Genomic DNA, 22,183 nt, shown 5'->3' with positions numbered 1-22,183 from the left:
CGCCTCAGGCAATTTTACGTAGAACAGCGCGGTGGCCGTTGAGCTGCTCGGCGGCTTTTTCCCCGGCCAGGCGGATACGTGCCTGCAGGGCCGTGCTGGTGATCTGGTAGTTGCTGAAATCGGCTTCGGCGGCGTAGACCCCGATCGGCAGGGTGACCGACTGGAAGAAGCTGAACAGCGGACGCAGTTGGTGGTCGATGACCAGCGCATGGCGTTCACTGCCACCGGTTGCGGCGAGCAGTACTGGCGTATCAATCAAGGCATCCTGGCCAATCAGGTCGAACAGGTGCTTGAACTGGCCGGGGTAGGTGCCACGGTAGACGGGCGCCGCGACGATCAGCAGGTCGGCGGACTCGATTGCGCGCAGCTCATGCTCTACGGTTTCCGGCAGCTCTTTACGCGAGAGCGCGCCACCCAGTGGGCGGACGATATCCCCCAGTTCAATGACCTTGCTCTCGATGGGCAGTTGTTGCGCCAGTTCAGCCAGGATGGCCTGGGTCAGAACCAGTGTGCGCGAAGGGCGGAACGTGCCACCGGAAACGGCGACGACTTTGATTGGAGTGCTCATGGCTACAGGCCCGTTGCTGTTGAAGGTGCAGGGGCAGGAGCAAGAGTTGTTCCATGTGTTGAAAGTCTTTATTTATCAGCTTGTTATGAGCTTTTTGCGGGGTGCTCAAGTGTTGCTTGAAGTGCGCCCTGTTGAATGGCTGTTGCTGGGCCAACAGTTTCGCTGCTGTTGTTGGCGCAACAGTGGCTGCGCGGGCGGTGGCAGTATGAGGCGTGAAGCCACTGAATTTTACGGATTCTTTACGCGTCTGTGTGCTGCGCTATAACGATACTTGCGCGCGCCATTCAGTCAGAGCCCATACATGTCAGTTGCCAGAATCCGCTTGATTGGTTTCATCCTCGGTGTCTTCCTCATCACCCTTGCGGTGAGCATGACGATCCCTCTGTTCACCTTGATGCTTTATGAGCAGCAGGACGGGCTTTCTGCATTTGTCCGTTCAGGTGTCATCACCTTTCTCACCGGTATTGCGCTGGTCGCACAAGGGCGTCCCGAGGACGCTCATTTACGCCCGCGAGACATGTATTTGCTGACGACGGCCAGTTGGGTCGTGGTCTGTACCTTTGCGGCGCTGCCGATGGTGTTCATACGGGATATCAGCTACACGGATGCGTTTTTTGAAACGATGTCGGGTATCACCACCACCGGTTCGACCGTGCTGACCGGGCTGGACACCGCGTCTCCGGGCTTGCTGATCTGGCGCTCGATGTTGCATTGGTTGGGCGGCATCGGCTTTATCGGTATGGCGGTAGCGATTCTGCCGTTGCTGCGCGTCGGGGGGATGCGCTTGTTCCAGACCGAGTCGTCGGACTGGTCGGACAAAGTGCTGCCACGCTCCCATGTCATGGCGAAATACATTCTGCTGGTCTATGTCGTGTTGACCGGGATTGGCTACCTGGCGTTCTGGTGGGCGGGGATGACGCCGTTCGAGGCGATCAACCACTCAATGTCACTGATATCCACCGGTGGCTTCTCGACCTCGGACAGTTCGTTGGCGCACTGGTCGCAGCCGGCCATTCACTGGGTCGCGGTAGGGGTGATGATCCTCGGCAGCTTGCCCTTTACGTTGTATGTGGCGGTGCTGCGGGGCAATAGAGGCGCCTTGTTCAAGGATCATCAGGTACGTGGCTTCATTGGCTTTCTGGTGTTGACCTGGCTGCTGGTCGGCACCTGGCTGCATTTCAACGGGCCATGTGGATGGTGGGAGGCGGTGCGCCTGGTGGCAGTCAACGTCACATCGGTGGTCACTACAACGGGCGTTGCGCTGGGTGACTACACCCTGTGGGGCACATTTTCGGTGTTGTTCTTCTTCTACCTGACGTTCGTCGGTGGTTGTTCGGGATCAACCGCCGGTGGTTTGAAGATCTTTCGTTTTCAGGTCGCCGGCCAGTTACTGCATAGCAGCCTGTCGCAACTGATTCACCCGCGCGCAACGATTCGCAGCAAGTACAACGGCCATCCGCTGGATGAAGACATTGTGCGTTCGCTGCTGACCTTCTGCTTTTTCTTTACCACCACCATCGCCGCCATTGCGCTGGGGCTGGCCCTGATCGGCCTGGACTGGACCATTGCACTGACCGGAGCGGCGACGGCCGTCTGCAATGTGGGGCCTGGGTTGGGGCCGGTGATCGGGCCGGCCGGTAACTTCTCCTCACTGCCCGATGCTGCGAAGTGGCTGCTGACCGTGGGCATGCTGCTGGGGCGCCTGGAGATTCTCACCGTTCTGGTGCTGTTCACACCGTCGTTCTGGCGCTTCTAGAAACGCGGGGCGCTGCCAAGCCTCAGCCCCCATCCGGGGGCTGAATCAGATATACTCCGCGCCCCCAAAATGGGGCAGCGCTGCTTAGCGATAAGCCTGTCTGCTTGCTGTTGCTGGCGTTAACGCCTGGACAGGGCCATATCGACCGCCGCGATCAGCTTTCCCAGGTCTTTTGGGGGGGCTTTGTGTACGACGTTGAACAGATAGGCTCTTTGCTCGTCTTCATCGCCCAACTCCGAGAAAAAAGCTTTCAGCTTTATACCCAGCACTTCGGCAAATTTGAACAGTGCTTCAACGCTTGGGGTGTAGGAGCCGGTTTCAAAGCGGCTGATGGTTTTGGGATCAAAACCGGTTTTCTCGCCGAATTCAGCCTGAGTAAGCCCTGCCACCTTGCGGTAGCGCTTTATGGCTGAACCCAAACCTGAAATTGTCATCGCTTAATTCCCATTTAGAATCAAGAACTTAACGGTATTTGGTCGAGCTAGGCAACGCCAGATTCTGTAACATTACTGTCATAAACGTGATGTAATTCGTAGAATTGGATTGTCAGACAAGAGTCTGAATGCCTGGTTCAACATGGACTGGATCCAGGATTACGACCGCCACTAACGGAGTTCTAACGTGCGTCTCAATTTGCCGGTAACCTCTGTCGAACAGACGTTTCCGGAACATCAACGCCTTGTTTCCGCAACCGATACCACCAGTAAGATCACTTACTGCAATGCCGAATTCGCCGCCATGAGCGGCTTCAGTCAGGCAGAACTTATCGGTAGTACCCACAACCTTGTACGTCACCCGGACATGCCGCCAGAGGTGTTCCAGCAGATGTGGCAGTACCTCAAGGCCGGCCAGAGCTGGATGGGGATCGTCAAGAACCGCTGCAAGAACGGCAACTTCTACTGGGTCAGTGCCTACGTCACGCCGGTGCTCGAGGATGGGCGCCTGGTGGGGTACGAGTCTGTGCGGGTCAAGCCAACCCGCGAGCAGGTGCAGCGTGCCGAGACGCTGTATGCGCGCTTGCGTGAAGGCAAGCCCGCCGTGCCAGTGCTGCGCCGCGCTGCGGTGATCGGCAAGGTACTGGCGTTGCCGGTGCTGGCTGCCGGGGTTTGCATTGCGGTAAACCAGGCCGCTCCCGGTCTGCTTGGCCAGGGCGCCACGCTTGGGCTTTTCGGGCTGGTTGGTCTTTATGGCCACAGCCGCCTTGGGCGCGAGCTTAAACAGATCGTGCAGTCTACGCCCAATACCTTTGCCGACCCGATCGTGGCACTGACCTATACCGATGCCGTGGGGCCGAGCGCTCAATTGCAGATGATCCTGATCAGTGAAGAGGCGCGGTTGAAAACAGCCCTCACACGTTTGAGCGATCTGGCCAGGCAGATGGCTGAGGCAGCGACCGATTCCAGTCGGTTGTCCAGCAGCACGGAGTCGGCGTTGCTCGAACAGCGTGCCGAAACCGACATGACGGCAGCGGCCATGACCGAGATGGCCGCGTCCATCGCTGAGGTCGCCCAGCATGTGCAGCAAACGGCAGGTGAAGCGCAAACCGCCAACCTCCTGGCCGATCAGGGCAGTCAGGTGGCCGGTACTACCCGCGAAGCGATCCAGTTGCTGGCCAGTACGGTCACCCAGATCAACCAGGCAGTCGGAAACCTGGCCGGGCAGACCCAGGACATCATGATGGCTGCGAGCGTGATCCGCTCGATTGCCGAACAGACCAACCTGTTGGCGCTCAACGCTGCCATTGAGGCCGCTCGCGCCGGCGAACAAGGGCGCGGCTTTGCGGTGGTGGCTGACGAAGTGCGGGCATTGGCCGGCAAGACCCGTCAGTCGACCCTGCAAATTCAGGGCGTCATTGAAAGCCTTCGTACGGGTGCGGAGGAGGCCGTGAGCATCGCCAACCTGGGTATTCAGGAAGCTGAGCAGGGGGTTGCGCAGGTGCTGGAAGCACAGCGTGCCTTGCAAGGTATCCGCGAAGCCGTAGAGCGTATCAGTGACATGAGCCATCAGATGGCTGCTGCTTCTCAGGAACAGTCAAATGTCGCCGAAGATGTCTCGCGGCAGATCAATACGGTAGCCAGCACGGTGCAGAAAACCGCGCAGAATGCCAATGCCGCGGCGACACGGGGCGGTGAATTGGAGCGCATTTCTTCGGGCCTGCGCGCTCTGGTCGAGCGATTCAATCGATAGCCGGCAGGGTGCAGAGGACGTCATGGACGATAACTACCGCGCGGCCGTCGATGCGGCCGCGATTTTTTCCGAAACCGATCTGACGGGTCGGATTACCTACGTAAACCAACAGTTTTGCAGCATTTCCGGCTACAGCCGCGAAGAGCTGCTTGGGGCCAACCACCGTATCCTCAATTCGGGCCTGCATGATCCGGAGTTTTTCCAGGAGATGTGGCGTTCCCTGGTAATGGGCAAGGTCTGGAAAGGCGAGATCTGCAACCGCGCCAAGGACGGCTCGTTGTACTGGGTCGACAGTACGATGGTGCCATTGATGGACCCGCTGAGCGGGAAGGTACGCAAGTATGTCTCGATTCGTTTCGATGTCAGCGAGAAGCGCCAGTTGCTGCGCACCCTGCAATGGCGGGTCAGCCACGATGTGCTCACCGGTTTGCCCAACCGAGCCTACCTGTCTGACCTGTTGACCCAGGCACTGGATTTTTCCCGGCAAGAGGGCACGCAGCTGGCAGTGTGCATGCTTGACCTGGATGGTTTCAAGGCGGTGAACGACGGCTATGGTCACGCCAGTGGTGATTTGTTGCTGGTCGAGGTGGCCGCCCGTCTCAAGGGTATCCTGCGCGGCGGTGACGCCGTGGCGCGGTTGTCAGGCGATGAGTTCGTGCTGATTCTGCGTGACGTTCACGACCACTATCGTCTGCACATTGCCCTGCAGCGGGTACTCGCCGCCGTTGCATCGCCTTACGCCATCAACGGTCAGGACTTGAGAGTCAGCGCGAGCATCGGAGTGACGCTGTTTCCGCTCGACAATGACGATGCCGACACCTTGCTGCGTCATGCCGACCAGGCCATGTATGTGGCCAAACAAAGTGGGCGTAACCGCTACCACGTGTTTGACGTCTCGCTGGACAAGGAGGTCAAGGCCACCCACCAGACCGTTGAGCGCTTGCGCCAGGCGTTGGCCAAGGGTGAGTTGTGCCTGTACTACCAGCCCAAGGTCAATATGCGCACCGGTGCGGTGATTGGCTTTGAGGCGTTGTTGCGCTGGCAGCATCCGGTCAAGGGGCTGGTGTCGCCAGCGGAGTTTTTACCGTTGGTAGAGCAGACTGACCTGATCGTCGATATCGGTGAATGGGTGATCGATCAGGCCATGGCGCAAATGCATCAATGGCAACTGCAGGGTTTCTGCTGGTCGGTGAGCGTGAACATTGCGGCCCGGCATTTCCAGCGTTCGGACTTTGTCGAGCGGTTGAAACGACTGCTGGCCCGCCACGCAGCGGTGGCGCCAAGCATGTTGGATCTGGAAATCGTCGAATCGGTGGCCATCGAGAACATTCAGCGGGTCAGCCAATGCCTGGATGCCTGTCAGGAGCTGGGTGTGCAGTTCTCCCTGGATGATTTCGGCACAGGTTACTCATCGCTGAGTTACCTCAAGCGGCTGCCAACCCAGACGATCAAGATCGATAAGTCGTTTGTTCGTGACATCCTCCACGACCAGGATGACCTGGCCTTGACCCGCGCGGTGATTAGCCTGGCGCGGGCGTTCGGCCGTCAGGTGATCGCCGAAGGCCTGGAAACGGTTGAACATGGTCAGTTGTTGATGGACTTGGGCTGTGACATGGCGCAAGGCTACTGCATTGCCCGGCCAATGCCCGCTGCCGATGTGACGCTGTGGGTCGAGGGTTATGTGCAGCCCGCGGAGTGGGCTGCACTGGCACCGCTGACGGTATAGGCGTCAGCGGTGTTGACGATGCAGGCGCCGATGGCATCGCCTGCATCGCAGGTGCCTAGAGTTGGGTTGCGGTGTTTTTCACCACGGCCAGCTCTGGGTGCGCGACCAATTTGTCGATGTGCAGTTCGTCGTTGTTCATCCAGGTCTCGGTCAGCACCCGGTAGTGCTCCATGTCCCGGCAGCGCATGCGCAGGCTGTAATCGAAGTGGCCGCTGATCAGCTGGCATTCAAAAACCTGTGGGCAGGCCCGAATGCAGGCCTCAAACGCGCGTTGCGCTGCGCGCCCGCTCTGGTTGGAGAGGGCAACCAGCACCAGCAGCGACAGCCCCGGCGAAACCATCTGCACGTCGATGATCGCGCCGTAGCCTCGAATCACGCCGCGTCTTTCCAGCTTGCGCACCCGCTCAAGGCACGGGCGGGGCGTCAGATGCACCAGTGATGAAAGCTTCTCATAGGTGATCCGCCCGTTATGGCGCAGTACATCAATGATGGCTTCATCGATCCGGTCCAGAGGGGGCGCGCAGTGGGGGCTGTTGGCCTTGTTTTCCATGCGGGTCTGCTTCACTTCAAACGGTTGGATAGAAATTGCTGCAGGCGCTCGCTCTGCGGGTGGTCGAGTATCGCGGCGCTGCCTTGTTCCTCGACCCGGCCCTGATGCAAGAACAACACCTGGCTGGACACCTTCCGGGCAAAGCCCATTTCGTGGGTGACCATGAGCATGGTACGACCTTCCTCGGCCAGCGTCTGTATGACTTTGAGCACCTCGCCCACCAGCTCTGGGTCTAGCGCCGAGGTGGGTTCATCGAAGAGGATGATTTCCGGCTCCATGGCCAGTGCGCGGGCGATGGCAACCCGCTGTTGTTGTCCACCGGAGAGGAACGCCGGGTACTGATCGGCTGCGCGCGATGGCAGCCCGACCTTGTCCAGGTAGGCGCGAGCGCGGGCTTCTGCGTCCTGTGCGCTGACACCAAGCACACGGCGAGGGGCCAGGCAAATGTTCTCCAGCACAGTCATGTGGCTCCACAGGTTGAAGTGCTGGAACACCATGGCCAGGCGTGTACGCAGGTTCTGCAATTGGGCAGGGTGCGGTGCGCGCACGCCCGCGCGACCCTGGCGCATCTCGATGGTTTGGCCATCGAGGGTAATCGCGCCCGCGTCGGGTTGTTCAAGGAAGTTGATGCAGCGCAGCATTGTACTTTTGCCCGAGCCGCTGGCACCAATCAGGCTGATGACATCGCCTTTGCGCGCTTGCAGCGAGACGCCTTTGAGTACCTGATGATCGCCGTAGTGTTTGTGCAGGTCTTCGACGGTCAGTTTGACCGCCGCTGTCTGGGCGACGTTGGCCTGGCGTGCTGTCGTAAGTGGCTCAGTCAGTGGCTCGTGATGGGACGACAAGGCGTGTGCAGAAAGGGTCATGGTTTAGCCTCGGACAGGAACAAGAAAACGCATCCAGCGGCGTTCGGCCAGGCGGAACAGCCCGACCAGCACGAAGGACAGCAGCATGTACAGCAGGGCCGCGACACCAAAGGCCTGGAAGGTCAGGAAGGTCGCGGCATTGGCGTCGCGCGCGACCTTGAGGATGTCGGCGATGGTTGCGGTGAAGGCCAGGGAGGTGGCGTGCAGCATCAGGATCAGTTCGTTGCTGTAGGCCGGCAGCGCACGGCGCAGGGCGGCTGGCAGAATCACGAACAGGTTCAGGCGCCAGCCATACAGACCATAGGCCTGGGCCGCTTCAATTTCGCCGTGGGGGATATTGCGAATCGCCCCGGCGAAGATCTCCACGGTGTAGGCGCAGGTATTGAGGACGAAGGCCAGCAGGGTGCAGTTCAGTGCGTTGCGGAAGAACGCGTCGAGCAAGGCGTTGTCGCGTACGACCTCCAACCCGTACAAGCCGGTGTAGCAAATCAGCAGTTGGATGTAGAGCGGTGTGCCGCGAAAGACATAGGTGTAGAACTCCACGGGCCAGCGCAGCCAGCGCTGGCGTGAAACCCTGGCCAGGGCCAAGGGCAGCGACAGCAGGAAACCCAGGACGGTCGTCACGATAAACAACCACAGGGTCATCGCCAGCCCGGAAAAACCGGCGCCATCACTGTAGAGGTAGGCCAGGCCATATTGCTCAAGCAGTTCGATCATGATGCCAGCCCCTTGATGCCCGTGTTGTAGCGCCGTTCCAGGCGTTTAAATAGCCGGTTTGAAAGGGTTGTGATCACCAGGTAGACCAGTGCGGCGAGGATCAGGAAATACAGGGTGTTATTGGTGGTCTTGCCGGCGTTCTGCGCGGCTTTGACCAGATCGGCCAGGCCGATGATCGAGACCAGTGCCGTGGACTTGAGCAGTACCAGCCAGTTGTTGCCCAGCCCTGGCAGGGCGAAGCGCATCAGCTGTGGGAACAGCACCAGGCGAAAACGCTGGGCGCGGCTCAGGCCGTAGGCGGTAGCAGCCTCAAGCTGGCCCGCCGGTACGCTGAGAATGGCACCGCGAAAGTTCTCGGTGAAGTAGGCACCGTAGATGAAACCCAGGGTGATCACACCGGCCATGAACGGGTCGATTTCGACGTAATTCCAGCCCAGCATTTCGGTGAAATCGTTGAGCCACAATTGCAGGGTGTAGAAGATCAGCAGGATCAGTACCAGGTCCGGCACGCTGCGTATCAGCGTGGTGTAAAGTGTGGCCGGAGCGCGCAGCAAGCGTAGCGGTGAGCACTTGGCGCAGGCGCCGATCAGGCCCAGGCTCAGGCTTAATGTCAGCGACAGCAGCGCCAGTTTCAGGGTCATCCAGGTCCCTTGCGCCAACAGCGGGCCAAAGCCCTGCAGGCTCAGGGCCTGCAGGCCGATTGAGTGGAGGAAGTCATTCACGGGAGAGTCTCGTCAGAAGCTGGAGTGGAGACCGCTGCGGCCAGCAGGATGGCTGGCCGCAGACAGATTTACTCGTTGTAGATATCCAGGTCGCCGACGTACTTTTTCTGGATTTCGACGAAGGTCCCATCGGCAAGGACCTCAGCGATGCCTTTGTTCAGCAAAGCCTTCAGTTCGCTATCGTTCTTGCGCAAGCCCATGGCGATGTCCAGCGGCAAGGTGGGGTCCTTGATGGCCGGGCCGGTCTTGAAGTCGGCACCTTCGGGTTTGGCCAGGAAGTTCAGTTGGGCTTCCAGCTTGTCGGTCAGGGTGGCGTCGAGTCGGCCGTTCATCAGGTCGGCATAGTTCTGGTCCTGGGCCTGGTAGGCCTTGACCTGTGCGCCCAGCGGCGCCAGCTTGGCGCGGGCGTAGGCCTCTTGCAGAGAGCCTTGCAGCACGCCGACCTGCTTGCCCTTGAGCGATTCCGGTGTGTCGCCGAAATCAGCACCTTTGCGGGTGATCACGGATGTCGGGCTGAGGAACAGGCGGTCAGTGAAGTCGATCTGCTTCTGCCGTGCCGGGGTCACGGCCATGGAGGACATGATCGCGTCGAACTTGCGCGCACGCAGTGCCGGAATCATGCCATCGAACTCGTTGTTGACCCAGGTGCACTTGACCTGCAGCTTGGCGCAAATGGCATTGCCCAGTTCAATGTCGAAGCCTTGCAGGCTGCCGTCGGCCGCTACCGATTCAAACGGCGGGTACTCAGGGTAGACACCAAAACGGATTTCTTTCCATTCTTGAGCCTGAACCGCGCTTGCGCACAGCGCAAGGAGCAACACGCTAAGGGGCTTTCGAAACGAAGTCATGAGGGTATCCCTTGGTTTTGTAATTGATTTAGGGCAGTAAAAAATCGTGAGGCTGTCTTGGTCTTGAAGTGACTCTTCGGTCTGGCCTCAGAATGCGCGATGAGCGGTTTTTTTTTGTGTCGTTTCAGTCGGCCATGGCGACCGTAATTTGCTGTTAACGATTGCCATGCAGCCGATTCGGCTGTGGTGTTGCCTGTTTTGGCTTTTGCACAGCCGTTTCCGACCTGCCGCGCCTGGGCGCAGCAGGTTTGGCGGATTCAGGCGCGTTTTTTTGCCAGGGTTTCGGCAGGGTTACGCAGCAGGGCGAAGAGGTCTTTCGGGTTGCTGAGTTCGGGCACCAGCTCGATCTGGCGGCCTATCCCGAGTGCTGTGGCCTCGTCCAGTACATAGCGCAGGGCCGAATAGTCCTCCAGGGCAAATCCGACGGAGTCGAACAGGGTGACCTGGGTGTCATTTTCGCGGCCTGCTGCCTGGCCATTCACGACTTGCCAGAACTCGGTGGTCGGTGAGTCGGCCGGCATCTGCTGGATCTCGCCTTCGATACGGCTTTGTGGCTCGTACTCAACAATCACCCGGGCGTTTTCGACGATGTCGCGGTGCAGCTCAGTCTTGCCTGGGCAGTCGCCACCGACAGCATTGAGGTGCATGCCTGGCTCGATCATCTCCGGGGTGAGGATGGTGGCGTAGGCCTTGTCGGCGGTGACTGTGGTGATGATATCGGCGCCGCGAACGGCGTCGGCCACAGAGCTGGCCTGAATCAGTTTCAGTGCCGGGAAGGTGCTGAGGTTGGCGATCAGCTTGGCGGTCGCCTGCGGATCGATGTCGTACAGACGGATCTCTTCGATGCCCAGCAGGGCATGGAATGCCAAGGCTTGAAATTCACTCTGCGAGCCGTTGCCGATCAGCGCCATGCTGCGGCTGCCCGGGCGCGCCAGGTAGCGTGCGGCCAGGGCCGAGGTTGCGGCGGTTCGCAGGGCGGTCGTCAGGGTCATCTCGCTCAGCAGTACCGGGGCGCCCGTATCGACATCGCCAAGCGCGCCAAACGCCATGACGGTGAGCATGCCGCGCTGGGTGTTCTTGGGGTGGCCATTGACGTACTTGAAGGCATACAGGTTCGCATCGGATACCGGCATCAATTCGATGACACCATCGGGCGAATGGTTGGCCAGGCGCGCGCACTTTTCAAAGTCGTGCCAGCGCAGGTAGTCCTGGCGGATGTACTCGGCCATCTCGCGCAGGCAGGTGCTCAAACCCTTACGAGTGACCAAGTGGCTCAGGTCGGTGACATCCAGATAACGGGTCATGCTGTTCTCCTTCTTATAATCAGTTTAGTTGCGCACGGGCAGGTGGACTTCGGCGAGCATGCAGCGGGCGCTGCCACCGCCAATGCGTTCGATGTTGTCGATGTTCACCACCACCGGGCGGCTGTGCTGTTCGACCTGTTCGCGTTGGTCGGGCTTCAGCGAAGCCCAGGCGCTACGCGACATCACCAGCAGCGGCTGGCCTTGCTTGTCGTGGACTTCGAGCATGTTGCCGGCGAAGCCTTCAAGCTGGTCGAAGTCCAGTGCCAGGATGTCTTTGCCAGTGTCGCGCAGGGAGCGCTCCAGTGCCTGCCGCTCGCTCGCATCGGGCAGGGCTTGCAGGCACACCACCGAGAGCTCAGTGCCAACGCTCATCATCACGTTGCTGTGGTAGATCGGCGCGTGGTGCCGGTCGACGGCATGGAACACGCAGAGGCGGTAATCAAGTTGTTCGGCGAACTGGCGCAGCGCTTCGCTGTGGGTGCGCCCGGAGTGGCAGGCGTAGCTGATCCGGTGCTCGCGGTCCAGCACCATGCTGCCGGTGCCTTCGAGGAACATGCTTTGCTGCTCCAGCGGGCTCAGGTCGACGGTGGTGTTAATTGCAAAGCGCTCTTCCAGAACGCGCAGTACGCCTTTGTTGCGCTCCAAGCGACGGTTCTGGCCTTCCATCGGATACAGCACCAGGCTGCCGTCCGCGTGGCTGCTCCACCAATTGTTGGGGAAGATCGAGTCCGGGGTGTGAGGGGCAGGGGTGTCCTGCACGACCAGTACTTCTACGCCGTGCTGGCGCAGGGTGTCGACGTAGCCATCGAACTCTTCCAGCGCTTTCTGCTGTGCCTGTTCGGGGGCGAGAAAGGGTTGCTGAAAGCGGTTGTTGAAGGCCGTGTCCGGGTTGAAGGCGAACCGCGCCGGGCGGATCATCAAGACGGTATTGGTGGTTTGCATCGAGGCACGCATCCAGGGTTGGCTATGTGCCTATTGTCCGTGGGATGCCGTGTAAATCCCGGCTGAAGCCGGTGTGGTGCTCAGCCGGGAAAGCTGAATGCGGTCGCGGTGCAGCGGAATCGGCTGTGGTGAGGGCGTCGAGGGGGGGAAGGGCGATCAGGTTTTTCGGGTGCCAACAAAAACGGCACCTTCGCAGGTGCCGTACGTTCAGTTGCCTGATGCCTTATTTGTGCAGCGTTTCTGCCGCATACAAGGTGTTCTCCAGCAGGCAGGCACGGGTCATCGGGCCTACACCACCTGGAACCGGCGTGATCCAGCCTGCGCGTGGCAGGGCGGTTTCATAAACCACATCGCCGACCAGCTTGCCATCTTCCTGGCGGTTGATGCCGACGTCGATGACGATCGCGCCTTCCTTGATCCACTCACCCTTGACCAGGCCTGGCTTGCCGGCGGCAACCACTACCAGGTCGGCACGGCCGACGTGGCCTGCCAGGTCCTTGGTGAAACGGTGGGTGACGGTCACGGTGCAGCCTGCCAGCAGCAGCTCCATGGCCATTGGGCGGCCAACGATGTTCGAAGCCCCCACCACTACGGCATTCATGCCGTACAGGTCCTGACCGGTGCTCTGCAGCAGGGTCATGATGCCTTTCGGCGTGCAAGGGCGCAGCAGGGGAATGCGCTGAGCCAGGCGACCGACGTTATAAGGATGGAAGCCGTCGACGTCTTTGTCTGGGCGGATGCGCTCAAGCAGCAGCGATGCATCCAGGTGTGCCGGAAGCGGCAACTGCAGCAGGATGCCGTCGATGTTCGCGTCGTTATTAAGGCGATCGATCAGGTCGGTCAGGGCTTGCTGCGTGGTATCGCTGGGCAGGTCAAAGGCCTGGGAGATAAAGCCGACCTCTTCGCAATCCTTGCGCTTGTGCGAAACATAGACTTGAGAGGCGGGGTCGTTGCCGACCAGGATCACTGCCAGGCCAGGAGTGCGCAGGCCTTGCTGGCGGCGCTCCGCGACACGTTGGGCGATCTGCTGGCGCAGGTTGGCGGCGATCGCCTTGCCGTCGATAAGTTGTGCAGTCATGACGCGTGATTAACCATCGAGAGGGAATAAAATGAGCGCGCATTCTCGCATGACACAGCCCTAGGGCAAAGGCGCTTGGTCTGGCAAATGCTCTAAGCCCTTAAATAAAATGAATTTTTTTCAAAAAAGAGTTGACGACCCTGCCACTCGTCTATAACATTCGTCGCACTTGTCGGGCAGAGCCTAGCACTGGTTAGCAAGGTCAGGCAGAATGAGCGGATTTTAAGCTCGTTTGGCGGGACTGAAAAGTTAGTTTGTAATCTTAAACGAAAGCAGATTAAATATGCGCCCGTAGCTCAGCTGGATAGAGCATCCGCCTTCTAAGCGGATGGTCGCAGGTTCGAGTCCTGCCGGGTGCGCCATTAAGGCAGCTTTGGCACAAGTGAAGCAGTAACGTAATATGGTGGGCGTAGCTCAGTTGGTAGAGCACAGGATTGTGACTCCTGTTGTCGTGGGTTCGATCCCCATCGTCCACCCCATATTCTAAAAGGCGCCCGATGAATAGTCCGGCGCCTTTGCTTTAAACGCTTTACGCGGACGTGGTGAAATTGGTAGACACACTGGATTTAGGTTCCAGCGGCGCAAGCTGTAAGAGTTCGAGTCTCTTCGTCCGCACCATCTAAGCGTTTGTTTTTAAAGGCGTTTTTCAAAATTCCCCTTCAAATGGGAGCGTTTTGGGAACACTTTAGGAATGAACAGGCGAAAAGGGCAGCCCATGTGGCTGCCCTTTGTTGTTTCTGGCTGCTGATTTTTACTTCTGGGTTTGATCTGTGCCGAATCAGTCTCGACGCCAGTCCACGCTGAGGTAGAACTCGCTGTCGCTGTAACGATAACTGGTGTCTCCGTCATAAGCAGCTTCCAGGTCGTGGCCGATGCGATTGGCCAGGTGCAGGCCGGTCGTGGTAACCAGAACCTCATCGCCATCCTCTGTTACATCAATCAGTCGTTCCAAGGCGTGCTCGGCCTTTTCCCTCGCTTCTGTATTGCGGACAAGATGAACAAGTTCCTCGCGGTGCTTTTGCAGAAATGCTCCTGCCAGCCGCACTTGGCCCGCTACTGCGCGATCGGCGATACGCCTGCAGGCCGGGCAGACAAAATTTTCGACTGAAACGTGGGACGCATCAGCATGCCATGACCACTGACCTGCATGGTATTTGGCGCCACATTCCGGACATTGCGCTGAGCCACCAGGTCGGTGCGCTTCCAGGTATGGATCTGTTTTGTCTGTTTTGAACAGCTTGTCTTTCTGGCTGTGCTGGTATTTGTCCATTGCTGCTCTCCGATGCGTACTGAGGTGCAGCGGTCGGTGACGCATCAAGAATCGAGGTGGTTGCCCTGTTAGGGTCTGTGGCATTTTCCCAGACGCCCCTTGCCGTGGGCGCGACAAGGGGCAAGGGTGCAGCATCAGCTGCTTTTAATGGGCACGACCTTTTCTGGCTTGATGGCTTCAGGCTTTTTCGGTAGCGATATGGTCAATATGCCTTTACTGAAGCTGGCTTCGATTTTGTCGGCGTCGACCTCTTTGGGCAGGTTGAATACCCGTTCAAACGAGCCATAGTGGCGCTCGGAGAGGTAGTAGCCCTTTCTTTTCTCTTCCTTGTCTTCTTTCTTTTCGCCTTTGATGATCAGGCTGCCATTGGACAGTTTGACCTCGATGTTTTTTTCATCCATGCCGGGAAGTTCGGCCGTGATTTCGTAGCTTTTTTCTTTATCGGAAATGTCCACGGCGGGTACATTGCGGCTGATCAGTTCCCTGCGCCAGAAGGGTTCGGCGTCAAACAGGCCTCGGCCGAATGGGGTGGAAAGCGAGCCTCGGTTGAAATCCTCGAACAGGTGATCAACCTGCTGACGGAGTTTTTCGAAGGGGCGCCACATATCTGAGGTGGCCAAGTGCTGGCCGGGTTTTTCTTCTTGCTGGACCGGCATTTTTTTTACGGAGTTAGCCATTTTCATATCTCCTTTACAGTGATTTTCGACAGTTGTTGTCTTTGTTTGCGCGGTGATTTGCCCGGAATATGGGCGCGAGCCAGGCACTGGGGTTGGTGTGCGAGGGGCTGTCTTGATGCTCAGGTTTCAATTGAATCGCAAAAGGCCTGGCCGGGTTTGATCTGGATCAGATGAGCACTATCTGATCGTCGGCGTTGCAAAGACCCGTGGCGTCAAGGTGTTCAGCGTGCGCACGGGTGGTGACAATGGCCTGAAAGCTGATAGATTTCAGGCGGTTGAGGTAGTGGTCGAGCTGTCGGCTGCAGGAAGGAAGAGCTATATGATCGCAAAAGAGTTCCGCCAGGCGGTTGCCCTGGAGCGTTTCGCCGAGGCCAATCCGCAGTTGCTGGCTGAAATTGCCCAGCTTAGCGAGCATGATCAGGCGCAACAGATCCAGTGGGCGTTCGAAGATGAAGCCGAGACGCAGGGGCTCCAGCCCTGGGAACTGGCGCTGCAGCTGATTGCAGCATCTCCCGAGGAGCTGCAGGCCATGCGCCTGGAAGTGCATCGTGAAGTGGCCGAGGCATTGGGCATGAGCTGGGAAGAGTACTGCGGGCTTAATGAGCTCGATGAAACTGCGCCGTGATGAGCGTCGTGTAGTGTTTTGAAAAGATTTGCCGAGGGTGTGGGCAAAATCGAGCACCGTTTCGTAGTGCCCGGCGCGCCTTGGTTTGCGGGTGTCTGGCCATTTTGGCCGATACCCCTTCATATAAAAGGACCGGTGTGGTTTCCCGTCGTCTTGAACGGGGTGACTTCTGGTGTTTGAGCTACTAGAATGCTTGCCCTTGATTCTGGAGTCGGGTATCGCCGGCTAACGTCTGTGCAACGAGGAATATCCATGCAAGTTTCTGTTGAAAATACTTCCGCTCTCGAGCGCCGCATGACCATCGGCGTTCCGGCCGAGCGCATCGAGACCGAAGTCAACAAGCGTCTGCAACAGACTGCCCGTCGCGCCAAGGTCCCAGGCTTCCGTCCTGGCAAAGTGCCTATGAGCGTGATTCGTCAGCGTTACGAAGACGCAGCACGTCAGGAAGCCCTGGGCGACCTGATCCAGGCCACGTTCTATGAAGCTGTGGTTGAGCAGAAGCTGAACCCTGCTGGCGCCCCTGCCGTCGAGCCAAAAGTGTTCGAAAAGGGCAAGGACCTGGAATACGTTGCCACCTTCGAAGTATTCCCTGAGTTCGCCGTTGCCGGTTTCGAGTCGATCGCCGTTGAGCGCCTGAGCGCCGAAGTGGCTGACGCCGACCTGGACAACATGCTGGAAGTACTGCGCAAGCAGAACGTCCGTTACGAAGTGGCAGAGCGTGCTGCTCAGAACGAAGACCAACTGAACATTGATTTCGTTGGCAAGATCGATGGCGAAGCCTTCGCCGGCGGTTCGGCCAAGGGCACTCAGCTGGTGCTGGGTTCCGGTCGCATGATCCCAGGCTTCGAAGAAGGTCTGGTCGGTGCCAAGGCCGGTGAAGAGCGCGTTCTGAACCTGACCTTCCCTGAGAACTACCAGAACCTGGATCTGGCCAGCAAGGCTGCCGAGTTCACCGTTACCGTCAACAGCGTTTCCGAGCCCAAGCTGCCTGAGCTGACCGAAGAGTTCTTCGCCCAGTTCGGTATCAAGGAAGCCGGTGTCGATGGTTTCCGCGCCGAAGTTCGCAAGAACATGGAGCGTGAACTGCGTCAGGCGATCAAGACCAAGGTCAAGAATCAGGTAATGGACGGCCTGCTGGCTGCCAACCCGATCGAAGTACCAAAGGCCCTGCTGGAAAACGAAGTGAACCGCCTGCGCGTTCAAGCCGTTCAACAGTTCGGTGGCAACATCAAGCCAGAGCAACTGCCTGCTGAGCTGTTCGAAGAGCAAGCCAAGCGTCGCGTCGTGCTGGGCCTGATCGTCGCCGAAGTGGTCAAGCAGAACGAGCTGAAGCCGGACGAAGACCGCGTACGTGAGCTGATCCAGGAAATGGCTTCGGCCTACCAGGAGCCTGAGCAAGTCGTGGCGTGGTACTACAAGAACGACCAGCAACTGAACGAAGTCCGTTCGGTTGTGCTGGAAGAACAAGTTGTGGATACTGTTCTGCAGAAAGCGACTGTGACCGATAAATCGGTCTCTTACGAAGAAGCTGTCAAGCCGGCGCAAGCACCAACTGCCGACTGATTTCCTTCTCTCGTAGGAAAACACCATAAGCCAGCCTTCGTGCTGGCTTATGCGTATTCAAGACATGACTATTTGGGAGTGAGTGCAGGACATGTCCCGCAATTCTTATTATCAGCAGAGCTCTGACATCCAGGCCGCAGGCGGCCTGGTCCCGATGGTTATCGAGCAATCCGCTCGTGGCGAACGTGCCTACGATATTTATTCGCGCCTCTTGAAGGAGCGGATCATCTTCCTGGTTGGCCCGGTAGAGGACTACATGGCTAACCTGGTAGCGGCGCAGATGCTGTTCCTTGAAGCGGAAAACCCGGACAAGGATATCCATCTCTATATCAACTCGCCGGGTGGTTCGGTGACTGCGGGCATGTCGATCTACGACACCATGCAGTTCATCAAGCCAGACGTCTCCACCATCTGCATCGGCCAGGCCTGCAGCATGGGTGCGTTCCTGTTGGCCGGTGGTGCCAAGGGCAAGCGTCATTGCCTGCCGAACTCGCGGATGATGATTCACCAGCCGCTGGGTGGTTTCCAGGGTCAGGCGTCGGACATCGACATCCATGCCAAGGAAATTCTTTCGATCCGTTCGCGTCTGAACGAACTGCTGGCGTTCCACACCGGTCAGTCGATCGAAACCATCGAGCGTGACACCAACCGTGACAACTTCATGAGCGCTCAACGCGCTGCCGAGTACGGCCTGATCGACTCGGTGTTCGACAAGCGTCAAATGACTGCTTGATCGACTCAAAAGCAGGTGCTGGGCCCGCCCAGCCACCTGCGGACTTGAAAAAGCCCGCAATTGCCTTCATCTTGTGTTGCAAGCCTACCGGATTGGATCGATCGAATGACTGACACCCGTAACGGCGAGGACAACGGCAAATTGCTCTATTGCTCCTTCTGCGGCAAAAGCCAGCATGAAGTGCGCAAGTTGATTGCCGGCCCCTCGGTATTTATCTGCGACGAGTGCGTCGACCTGTGCAACGACATCATCCGTGAGGAGGTGCAGGAAGCCCAGGCCGAGAGCAGTGCGCATAAATTGCCTTCGCCGAAAGAAATCAGCGCCATCCTGGACCAGTACGTCATTGGTCAGGAGCGCGCGAAAAAGGTCTTGGCCGTAGCGGTGTACAACCACTACAAGCGCCTGAACCAACGCGACAAGAAAAACGACGACGTCGAACTTGGCAAGAGCAACATCCTGCTGATCGGCCCGACTGGTTCGGGCAAGACGCTGCTCGCTGAAACCTTGGCGCGCCTGCTGAATGTGCCGTTCACCATCGCCGATGCCACCACGCTGACTGAAGCGGGCTATGTCGGTGAGGATGTCGAGAACATCATTCAGAAGCTGTTGCAAAAGTGCGACTACGACGTCGAAAAAGCCCAGATGGGTATTGTCTACATCGACGAAATCGACAAGATTTCGCGTAAGTCGGACAACCCGTCGATTACCCGCGATGTGTCGGGTGAGGGCGTGCAGCAAGCGCTGCTCAAGCTGATCGAAGGCACGGTCGCTTCCGTTCCGCCGCAAGGTGGCCGCAAGCACCCGCAGCAGGAGTTCCTGCAGGTCGATACGCGCAACATCCTGTTTATCTGTGGCGGTGCGTTCTCTGGCCTGGAAAAAGTGATCCAGAGCCGTTCCACCCGCGGCGGCATCGGCTTCACTGCCGAAGTACGCAGCAAGCAGGAAGGCAAGAAGGTTGGCGAGTCGCTGCGTGAAGTCGAGCCGGACGATCTGGTCAAGTTTGGCCTGATCCCTGAGTTCGTCGGTCGTTTGCCCGTGTTGGCAACCCTCGACGAGCTGGATGAGGCTGCCTTGATGCAGATCCTGACCGAGCCAAAGAACGCCCTGACCAAGCAGTACGCCAAGTTGTTCGAGATGGAAGGCGTGGACCTGGAGTTCCGCAACGACGCGCTGCGTTCAGTTGCCCGCAAGGCACTGGAGCGCAAGACCGGCGCACGTGGCCTGCGTTCCATTCTCGAAGGCATCCTGCTCGACACCATGTACGAGATTCCTTCGCAGAAGGATGTCAGCAAGGTGGTGATCGACGAGAGTGTCATCGATGGTTCTTCGCAGCCGCTGTTGATCTATGAGAACAGCGAGCCGCAAGCCAAAGCTGCACCTGATGCCTGAGCCCTTCACCGGCTCGAATCAGCAAGGGGCCTTCGGGCCCCTTTGCTTTTCCTGTCGTAGAGCTTGTTTTTTTCCGGGGCTGCCCCCACATTAGGTTCAAGCTCAAATTCCATCGGTTTTACGGCCACAAGGCCGCTGTAGAGGCGAAATCATGAAGACAACCCTCGACTTGCCTCTTTTGCCATTGCGTGATGTTGTCGTCTATCCGCACATGGTTATCCCGCTGTTTGTGGGGCGCGAGAAGTCCATCGAGGCCCTCGAGGCCGCGATGACGGGCGAGAAGCAGATCCTCCTGCTGGCCCAGAAGAATCCAGCCGACGATGATCCAGGCGAAGACGCCCTGTATCGTGTGGGCACCATCGCTACCGTTCTGCAGCTGCTGAAACTGCCTGATGGCACCGTCAAGGTGCTGGTCGAGGGTGAGCAGCGTGGTGCTGTCGAGCGTTTCAACGAAGTTGACGGGCACATCCGTGCCGAAGTCGCACTGATCGACGAGTCGGGAGCCGCTGACCGCGAATCCGAAGTGTTCGTGCGCACGCTGCTGTCGCAGTTCGAGCAATATGTCCAGCTGGGCAAGAAAGTCCCGGCTGAAGTCCTGTCGTCGCTGAACAGCATCGATGAGCCGGGTCGTCTGGTCGACACCATGGCTGCACACATGGCGCTGAAAATCGAGCAGAAACAGGAAATCCTCGAAATCATCGACCTGGGTGCCCGGGTTGAGCATGTCCTGGCCTTGCTGGATGCCGAAATCGACCTGTTGCAGGTCGAGAAGCGCATCCGCGGCCGGGTCAAGAAACAAATGGAGCGCAGCCAGCGCGAGTACTACCTGAATGAGCAGATGAAGGCCATTCAGAAAGAGCTGGGCGATAGCGAAGAAGGTCACAACGAAGTCGAAGAGCTGAAAAAGCGCATCGACGAGGCGGGCCTGCCCAAGGATGCCTACGCCAAGGCGCAAGCCGAGCTGAACAAGCTCAAGCAGATGTCTCCGATGTCTGCTGAAGCGACCGTGGTGCGCTCCTATCTGGACTGGCTGGTTCAGGTACCGTGGAAAGCTCAGAGCAAGGTCCGCCTGGACCTGGCCAAGGCCGAAGAAATCCTCGATGCCGACCACTATGGCCTGGAAGAGGTCAAGGAGCGCATCCTTGAGTACCTTGCCGTACAGAAACGGGTCAAAAAGATCCGTGGTCCGGTGTTGTGCCTGGTGGGCCCGCCCGGTGTCGGTAAAACGTCCCTGGCGGAGTCGATCGCGGCTGCGACCAATCGCAAGTTCGTGCGCATGGCGCTGGGCGGCGTGCGTGACGAGGCCGAGATTCGTGGCCACCGGCGTACCTACATCGGCTCGATGCCGGGTCGCCTGATCCAGAAAATGACCAAGGTTGGTGTACGCAACCCACTGTTCCTGCTCGATGAAATCGACAAGATGGGCAGCGACATGCGTGGCGACCCAGCTTCGGCGCTGCTGGAAGTGCTGGATCCAGAGCAGAACCACAACTTCAACGATCACTACCTTGAGGTCGATTACGACCTGTCGGACGTGATGTTCCTCTGCACCTCGAACTCGATGAACATTCCACCAGCCCTGCTGGACCGTATGGAAGTCATCCGTTTGCCGGGGTACACCGAGGACGAAAAGATCAACATCGCTGTCAAGTACCTGGTGCCGAAGCAGATCAAGGCCAACGGCTTGAAGAAAGGCGAACTGGATATCGACACCACGGCGATTCGCGACATCATTCGCTACTACACCCGTGAAGCCGGTGTGCGTGGCCTTGAGCGTCAGATTGCCAAGGTTTGTCGCAAGGTGGTCAAGGAACACACCGGGCACAAGCAGGTGGCCGTCAAGGTGAGTGGCGATCAGCTCGAGCATTTCCTCGGCGTTCGCAAGTTCCGTTATGGTCTGGCTGAGCAGCAGGATCAGGTTGGCCAGGTTACGGGGCTGGCCTGGACTCAGGTGGGTGGCGAATTGCTGACCATCGAAGCGGCTGTGGTGCCAGGCAAGGGCCAGTTGATCAAGACCGGTTCGCTGGGCGATGTCATGGTTGAGTCGATCACCGCTGCACAGACCGTCGTCCGTAGCCGGGCCCGCAGCCTGGGTATTCCTGCAGACTTCCACGAGAAGCGTGACACCCATATCCACATGCCGGAAGGGGCCACGCCGAAGGACGGTCCAAGTGCAGGTATCGGTATGTGCACCGCGCTGGTGTCGGCACTGACCCAGATTCCGGTGCGTGCCGATGTGGCAATGACCGGTGAAATTACCCTGCGTGGTCAGGTATTGGCGATTGGTGGTTTGAAGGAAAAACTACTGGCCGCACACCGTGGCGGAATCAAGACGGTGATCATTCCGGAAGAGAATGTGCGGGATCTGAAAGAAATTCCTGAGAATATTAAGCGGGATCTGCAGATTAAACCCGTGAAATGGATTGACGAAGTCCTCCAAATTGCGCTGCAATACGCCCCGGAGCCCTTGCCAGATGTGGCTCCCGAGATTGTCGCAAAGGATGAAAAGCGCGACGGTGATTCCAAGGAAAGAATCAGCACGCATTAATACGTATTTGGTTGGGGGGCTTGGTTGGCGGCAGTTAGAGCCTTTGTTATAGGGCGGCACTTAAATGCCAACTGGCCACCCAGCATCGTTTTGCTTTGATTACATACTTAGAAA

At 58.4% G+C, this 22,183-nt stretch carries 21 protein-coding genes, 3 tRNA genes and 1 pseudogene; 13 read left to right on the top strand and 12 right to left on the bottom strand.

Annotated features, from left to right (window positions below; genetic code table 11):
• Positions 1-4: 4 nt before the first annotated feature.
• Positions 5-568: an FMN reductase gene (msuE, locus tag CYD26_RS02910; protein ID WP_065760116.1), complete on the bottom strand. Its 564-nt coding sequence runs from the start codon at positions 566-568 to the stop codon at positions 5-7.
• On the opposite strand from msuE, the gene CYD26_RS02905 reads away from it, so the two are divergent.
• Together CYD26_RS02905 and CYD26_RS02900 are read left to right on the top strand one after the other, a co-directional pair.
• Positions 567-833 carry a hypothetical protein gene (locus tag CYD26_RS02905; protein ID WP_099775369.1) on the top strand — a complete coding sequence of 89 codons (267 nt, stop codon included), beginning with the start codon at positions 567-569 and terminating at the stop codon, positions 831-833. The two genes, msuE and CYD26_RS02905, sit on opposite strands and share 2 nt — an antisense overlap.
• A gap of 36 nt (positions 834-869) precedes the next feature.
• Positions 870-2,324, top strand: a complete 1,455-nt coding sequence (locus CYD26_RS02900) for a TrkH family potassium uptake protein (protein WP_102051762.1) — start codon at positions 870-872, stop codon at positions 2,322-2,324.
• A gap of 119 nt (positions 2,325-2,443) precedes the next feature.
• Here CYD26_RS02900 and CYD26_RS02895 read toward each other — a convergent pair whose 3' ends face one another.
• Positions 2,444-2,758: a helix-turn-helix domain-containing protein gene (locus CYD26_RS02895; protein ID WP_099775367.1), complete on the bottom strand. Its 315-nt coding sequence runs from the start codon at positions 2,756-2,758 to the stop codon at positions 2,444-2,446.
• 304 nt (positions 2,759-3,062) lie between these two features.
• On the opposite strand from CYD26_RS02895, the pseudogene CYD26_RS25765 reads away from it, so the two are divergent.
• The 3 genes and pseudogenes from CYD26_RS25765 to CYD26_RS02885 all read left to right on the top strand — a co-directional run.
• Positions 3,063-3,227: pseudogene (locus CYD26_RS25765) on the top strand (PAS domain-containing protein); the annotation flags it as partial.
• 159 nt (positions 3,228-3,386) lie between these two features.
• On the top strand, positions 3,387-4,511 hold the full coding sequence (locus CYD26_RS02890) for a methyl-accepting chemotaxis protein (protein ID WP_371917178.1): 1,125 nt from the start codon (positions 3,387-3,389) through the stop codon (positions 4,509-4,511).
• 22 nt (positions 4,512-4,533) lie between these two features.
• Complete coding sequence (locus CYD26_RS02885) at positions 4,534-6,237, top strand: bifunctional diguanylate cyclase/phosphodiesterase (protein ID WP_102051760.1); 1,704 nt, start codon at positions 4,534-4,536, stop codon at positions 6,235-6,237.
• Between the two features lie 55 nt (positions 6,238-6,292).
• On the opposite strand, the gene CYD26_RS02880 is transcribed toward CYD26_RS02885, so the two are convergent.
• The 8 genes from CYD26_RS02880 to folD all read right to left on the bottom strand — a co-directional run bounded on the left by CYD26_RS02880 (position 6,293) and on the right by folD (position 13,264).
• A complete protein-coding gene (locus tag CYD26_RS02880; RefSeq protein ID WP_102051759.1) occupies positions 6,293-6,787 on the bottom strand; it encodes an Lrp/AsnC family transcriptional regulator in 495 nt (164 codons plus the stop codon).
• Positions 6,788-6,798: 11 nt separating this feature from the next.
• Positions 6,799-7,653, bottom strand: coding sequence for an ABC transporter ATP-binding protein (locus tag CYD26_RS02875; RefSeq protein WP_065760109.1), 855 nt, complete (start codon positions 7,651-7,653; stop codon positions 6,799-6,801).
• Between the two features lie 3 nt (positions 7,654-7,656).
• On the bottom strand, positions 7,657-8,370 hold the full coding sequence (locus CYD26_RS02870) for an ABC transporter permease (RefSeq protein WP_102051758.1): 714 nt from the start codon (positions 8,368-8,370) through the stop codon (positions 7,657-7,659).
• Positions 8,367-9,092, bottom strand: coding sequence for an ABC transporter permease (locus CYD26_RS02865; RefSeq protein ID WP_102051757.1), 726 nt, complete (start codon positions 9,090-9,092; stop codon positions 8,367-8,369). Before CYD26_RS02865 ends, CYD26_RS02870 begins: the two co-directional genes overlap by 4 nt.
• A 68-nt stretch (positions 9,093-9,160) precedes the next feature.
• Positions 9,161-9,940, bottom strand: a complete 780-nt coding sequence (locus CYD26_RS02860; RefSeq protein WP_102051756.1) for an ABC transporter substrate-binding protein — start codon at positions 9,938-9,940, stop codon at positions 9,161-9,163.
• Between the two features lie 257 nt (positions 9,941-10,197).
• Positions 10,198-11,244: an ornithine cyclodeaminase gene (locus CYD26_RS02855; RefSeq protein WP_102051755.1), complete on the bottom strand. Its 1,047-nt coding sequence runs from the start codon at positions 11,242-11,244 to the stop codon at positions 10,198-10,200.
• Between the two features lie 24 nt (positions 11,245-11,268).
• The gene (ctlX, locus tag CYD26_RS02850; protein ID WP_065761831.1) at positions 11,269-12,186 is read right to left on the bottom strand and encodes a citrulline utilization hydrolase CtlX; all 918 of its coding nucleotides are present in this window, start codon (positions 12,184-12,186) and stop codon (positions 11,269-11,271) included.
• A 223-nt stretch (positions 12,187-12,409) separates the two neighbouring features.
• Positions 12,410-13,264 carry a bifunctional methylenetetrahydrofolate dehydrogenase/methenyltetrahydrofolate cyclohydrolase FolD gene (gene folD, locus CYD26_RS02845; protein WP_065761832.1) on the bottom strand — a complete coding sequence of 285 codons (855 nt, stop codon included), beginning with the start codon at positions 13,262-13,264 and terminating at the stop codon, positions 12,410-12,412.
• Between the two features lie 285 nt (positions 13,265-13,549).
• On the opposite strand from folD, the gene CYD26_RS02840 reads away from it, so the two are divergent.
• The 3 genes from CYD26_RS02840 to CYD26_RS02830 all read left to right on the top strand — a co-directional run bounded on the left by CYD26_RS02840 (position 13,550) and on the right by CYD26_RS02830 (position 13,882).
• Positions 13,550-13,626, top strand: a tRNA-Arg gene (locus tag CYD26_RS02840).
• A gap of 41 nt (positions 13,627-13,667) precedes the next feature.
• Positions 13,668-13,743 (top strand) — tRNA-His (locus CYD26_RS02835).
• A gap of 54 nt (positions 13,744-13,797) precedes the next feature.
• Positions 13,798-13,882: transfer RNA gene (locus CYD26_RS02830), tRNA-Leu, on the top strand.
• A 160-nt stretch (positions 13,883-14,042) separates the two neighbouring features.
• On the opposite strand, the gene CYD26_RS02825 is transcribed toward CYD26_RS02830, so the two are convergent.
• Both CYD26_RS02825 and CYD26_RS02820 read right to left on the bottom strand, forming a co-directional pair.
• On the bottom strand, positions 14,043-14,534 hold the full coding sequence (locus CYD26_RS02825; protein WP_065760227.1) for a BCAM0308 family protein: 492 nt from the start codon (positions 14,532-14,534) through the stop codon (positions 14,043-14,045).
• A gap of 134 nt (positions 14,535-14,668) precedes the next feature.
• Complete coding sequence (locus CYD26_RS02820) at positions 14,669-15,211, bottom strand: Hsp20/alpha crystallin family protein (RefSeq protein ID WP_065760262.1); 543 nt, start codon at positions 15,209-15,211, stop codon at positions 14,669-14,671.
• Positions 15,212-15,530: 319 nt separating this feature from the next.
• Between CYD26_RS02820 and CYD26_RS02815 the strand changes: the two genes are divergently transcribed.
• The 5 genes from CYD26_RS02815 to lon all read left to right on the top strand — a co-directional run bounded on the left by CYD26_RS02815 (position 15,531) and on the right by lon (position 22,069).
• Positions 15,531-15,836, top strand: coding sequence for a DUF6388 family protein (locus CYD26_RS02815; protein ID WP_099775325.1), 306 nt, complete (start codon positions 15,531-15,533; stop codon positions 15,834-15,836).
• Between the two features lie 252 nt (positions 15,837-16,088).
• Complete coding sequence (gene tig, locus CYD26_RS02810; protein WP_102051754.1) at positions 16,089-17,399, top strand: trigger factor; 1,311 nt, start codon at positions 16,089-16,091, stop codon at positions 17,397-17,399.
• A 91-nt stretch (positions 17,400-17,490) separates the two neighbouring features.
• Positions 17,491-18,132, top strand: a complete 642-nt coding sequence (gene clpP / locus CYD26_RS02805) for an ATP-dependent Clp endopeptidase proteolytic subunit ClpP (protein ID WP_065761177.1) — start codon at positions 17,491-17,493, stop codon at positions 18,130-18,132.
• Positions 18,133-18,237: 105 nt separating this feature from the next.
• Complete coding sequence (gene clpX, locus CYD26_RS02800) at positions 18,238-19,521, top strand: ATP-dependent Clp protease ATP-binding subunit ClpX (RefSeq protein WP_065761178.1); 1,284 nt, start codon at positions 18,238-18,240, stop codon at positions 19,519-19,521.
• Positions 19,522-19,672: 151 nt separating this feature from the next.
• On the top strand, positions 19,673-22,069 hold the full coding sequence (lon, locus tag CYD26_RS02795) for an endopeptidase La (RefSeq protein WP_102051753.1): 2,397 nt from the start codon (positions 19,673-19,675) through the stop codon (positions 22,067-22,069).
• Positions 22,070-22,183 lie beyond the last annotated feature (114 nt).

This window comes from Pseudomonas sp. FFUP_PS_473, from assembly GCF_002858665.1.
GTDB classification, from domain to species: domain Bacteria; phylum Pseudomonadota; class Gammaproteobacteria; order Pseudomonadales; family Pseudomonadaceae; genus Aquipseudomonas; species Aquipseudomonas defluvii.
Note: the sequence above shows the minus strand (reverse complement) of the source record. Positions and strands in the feature narration are given on the sequence as shown.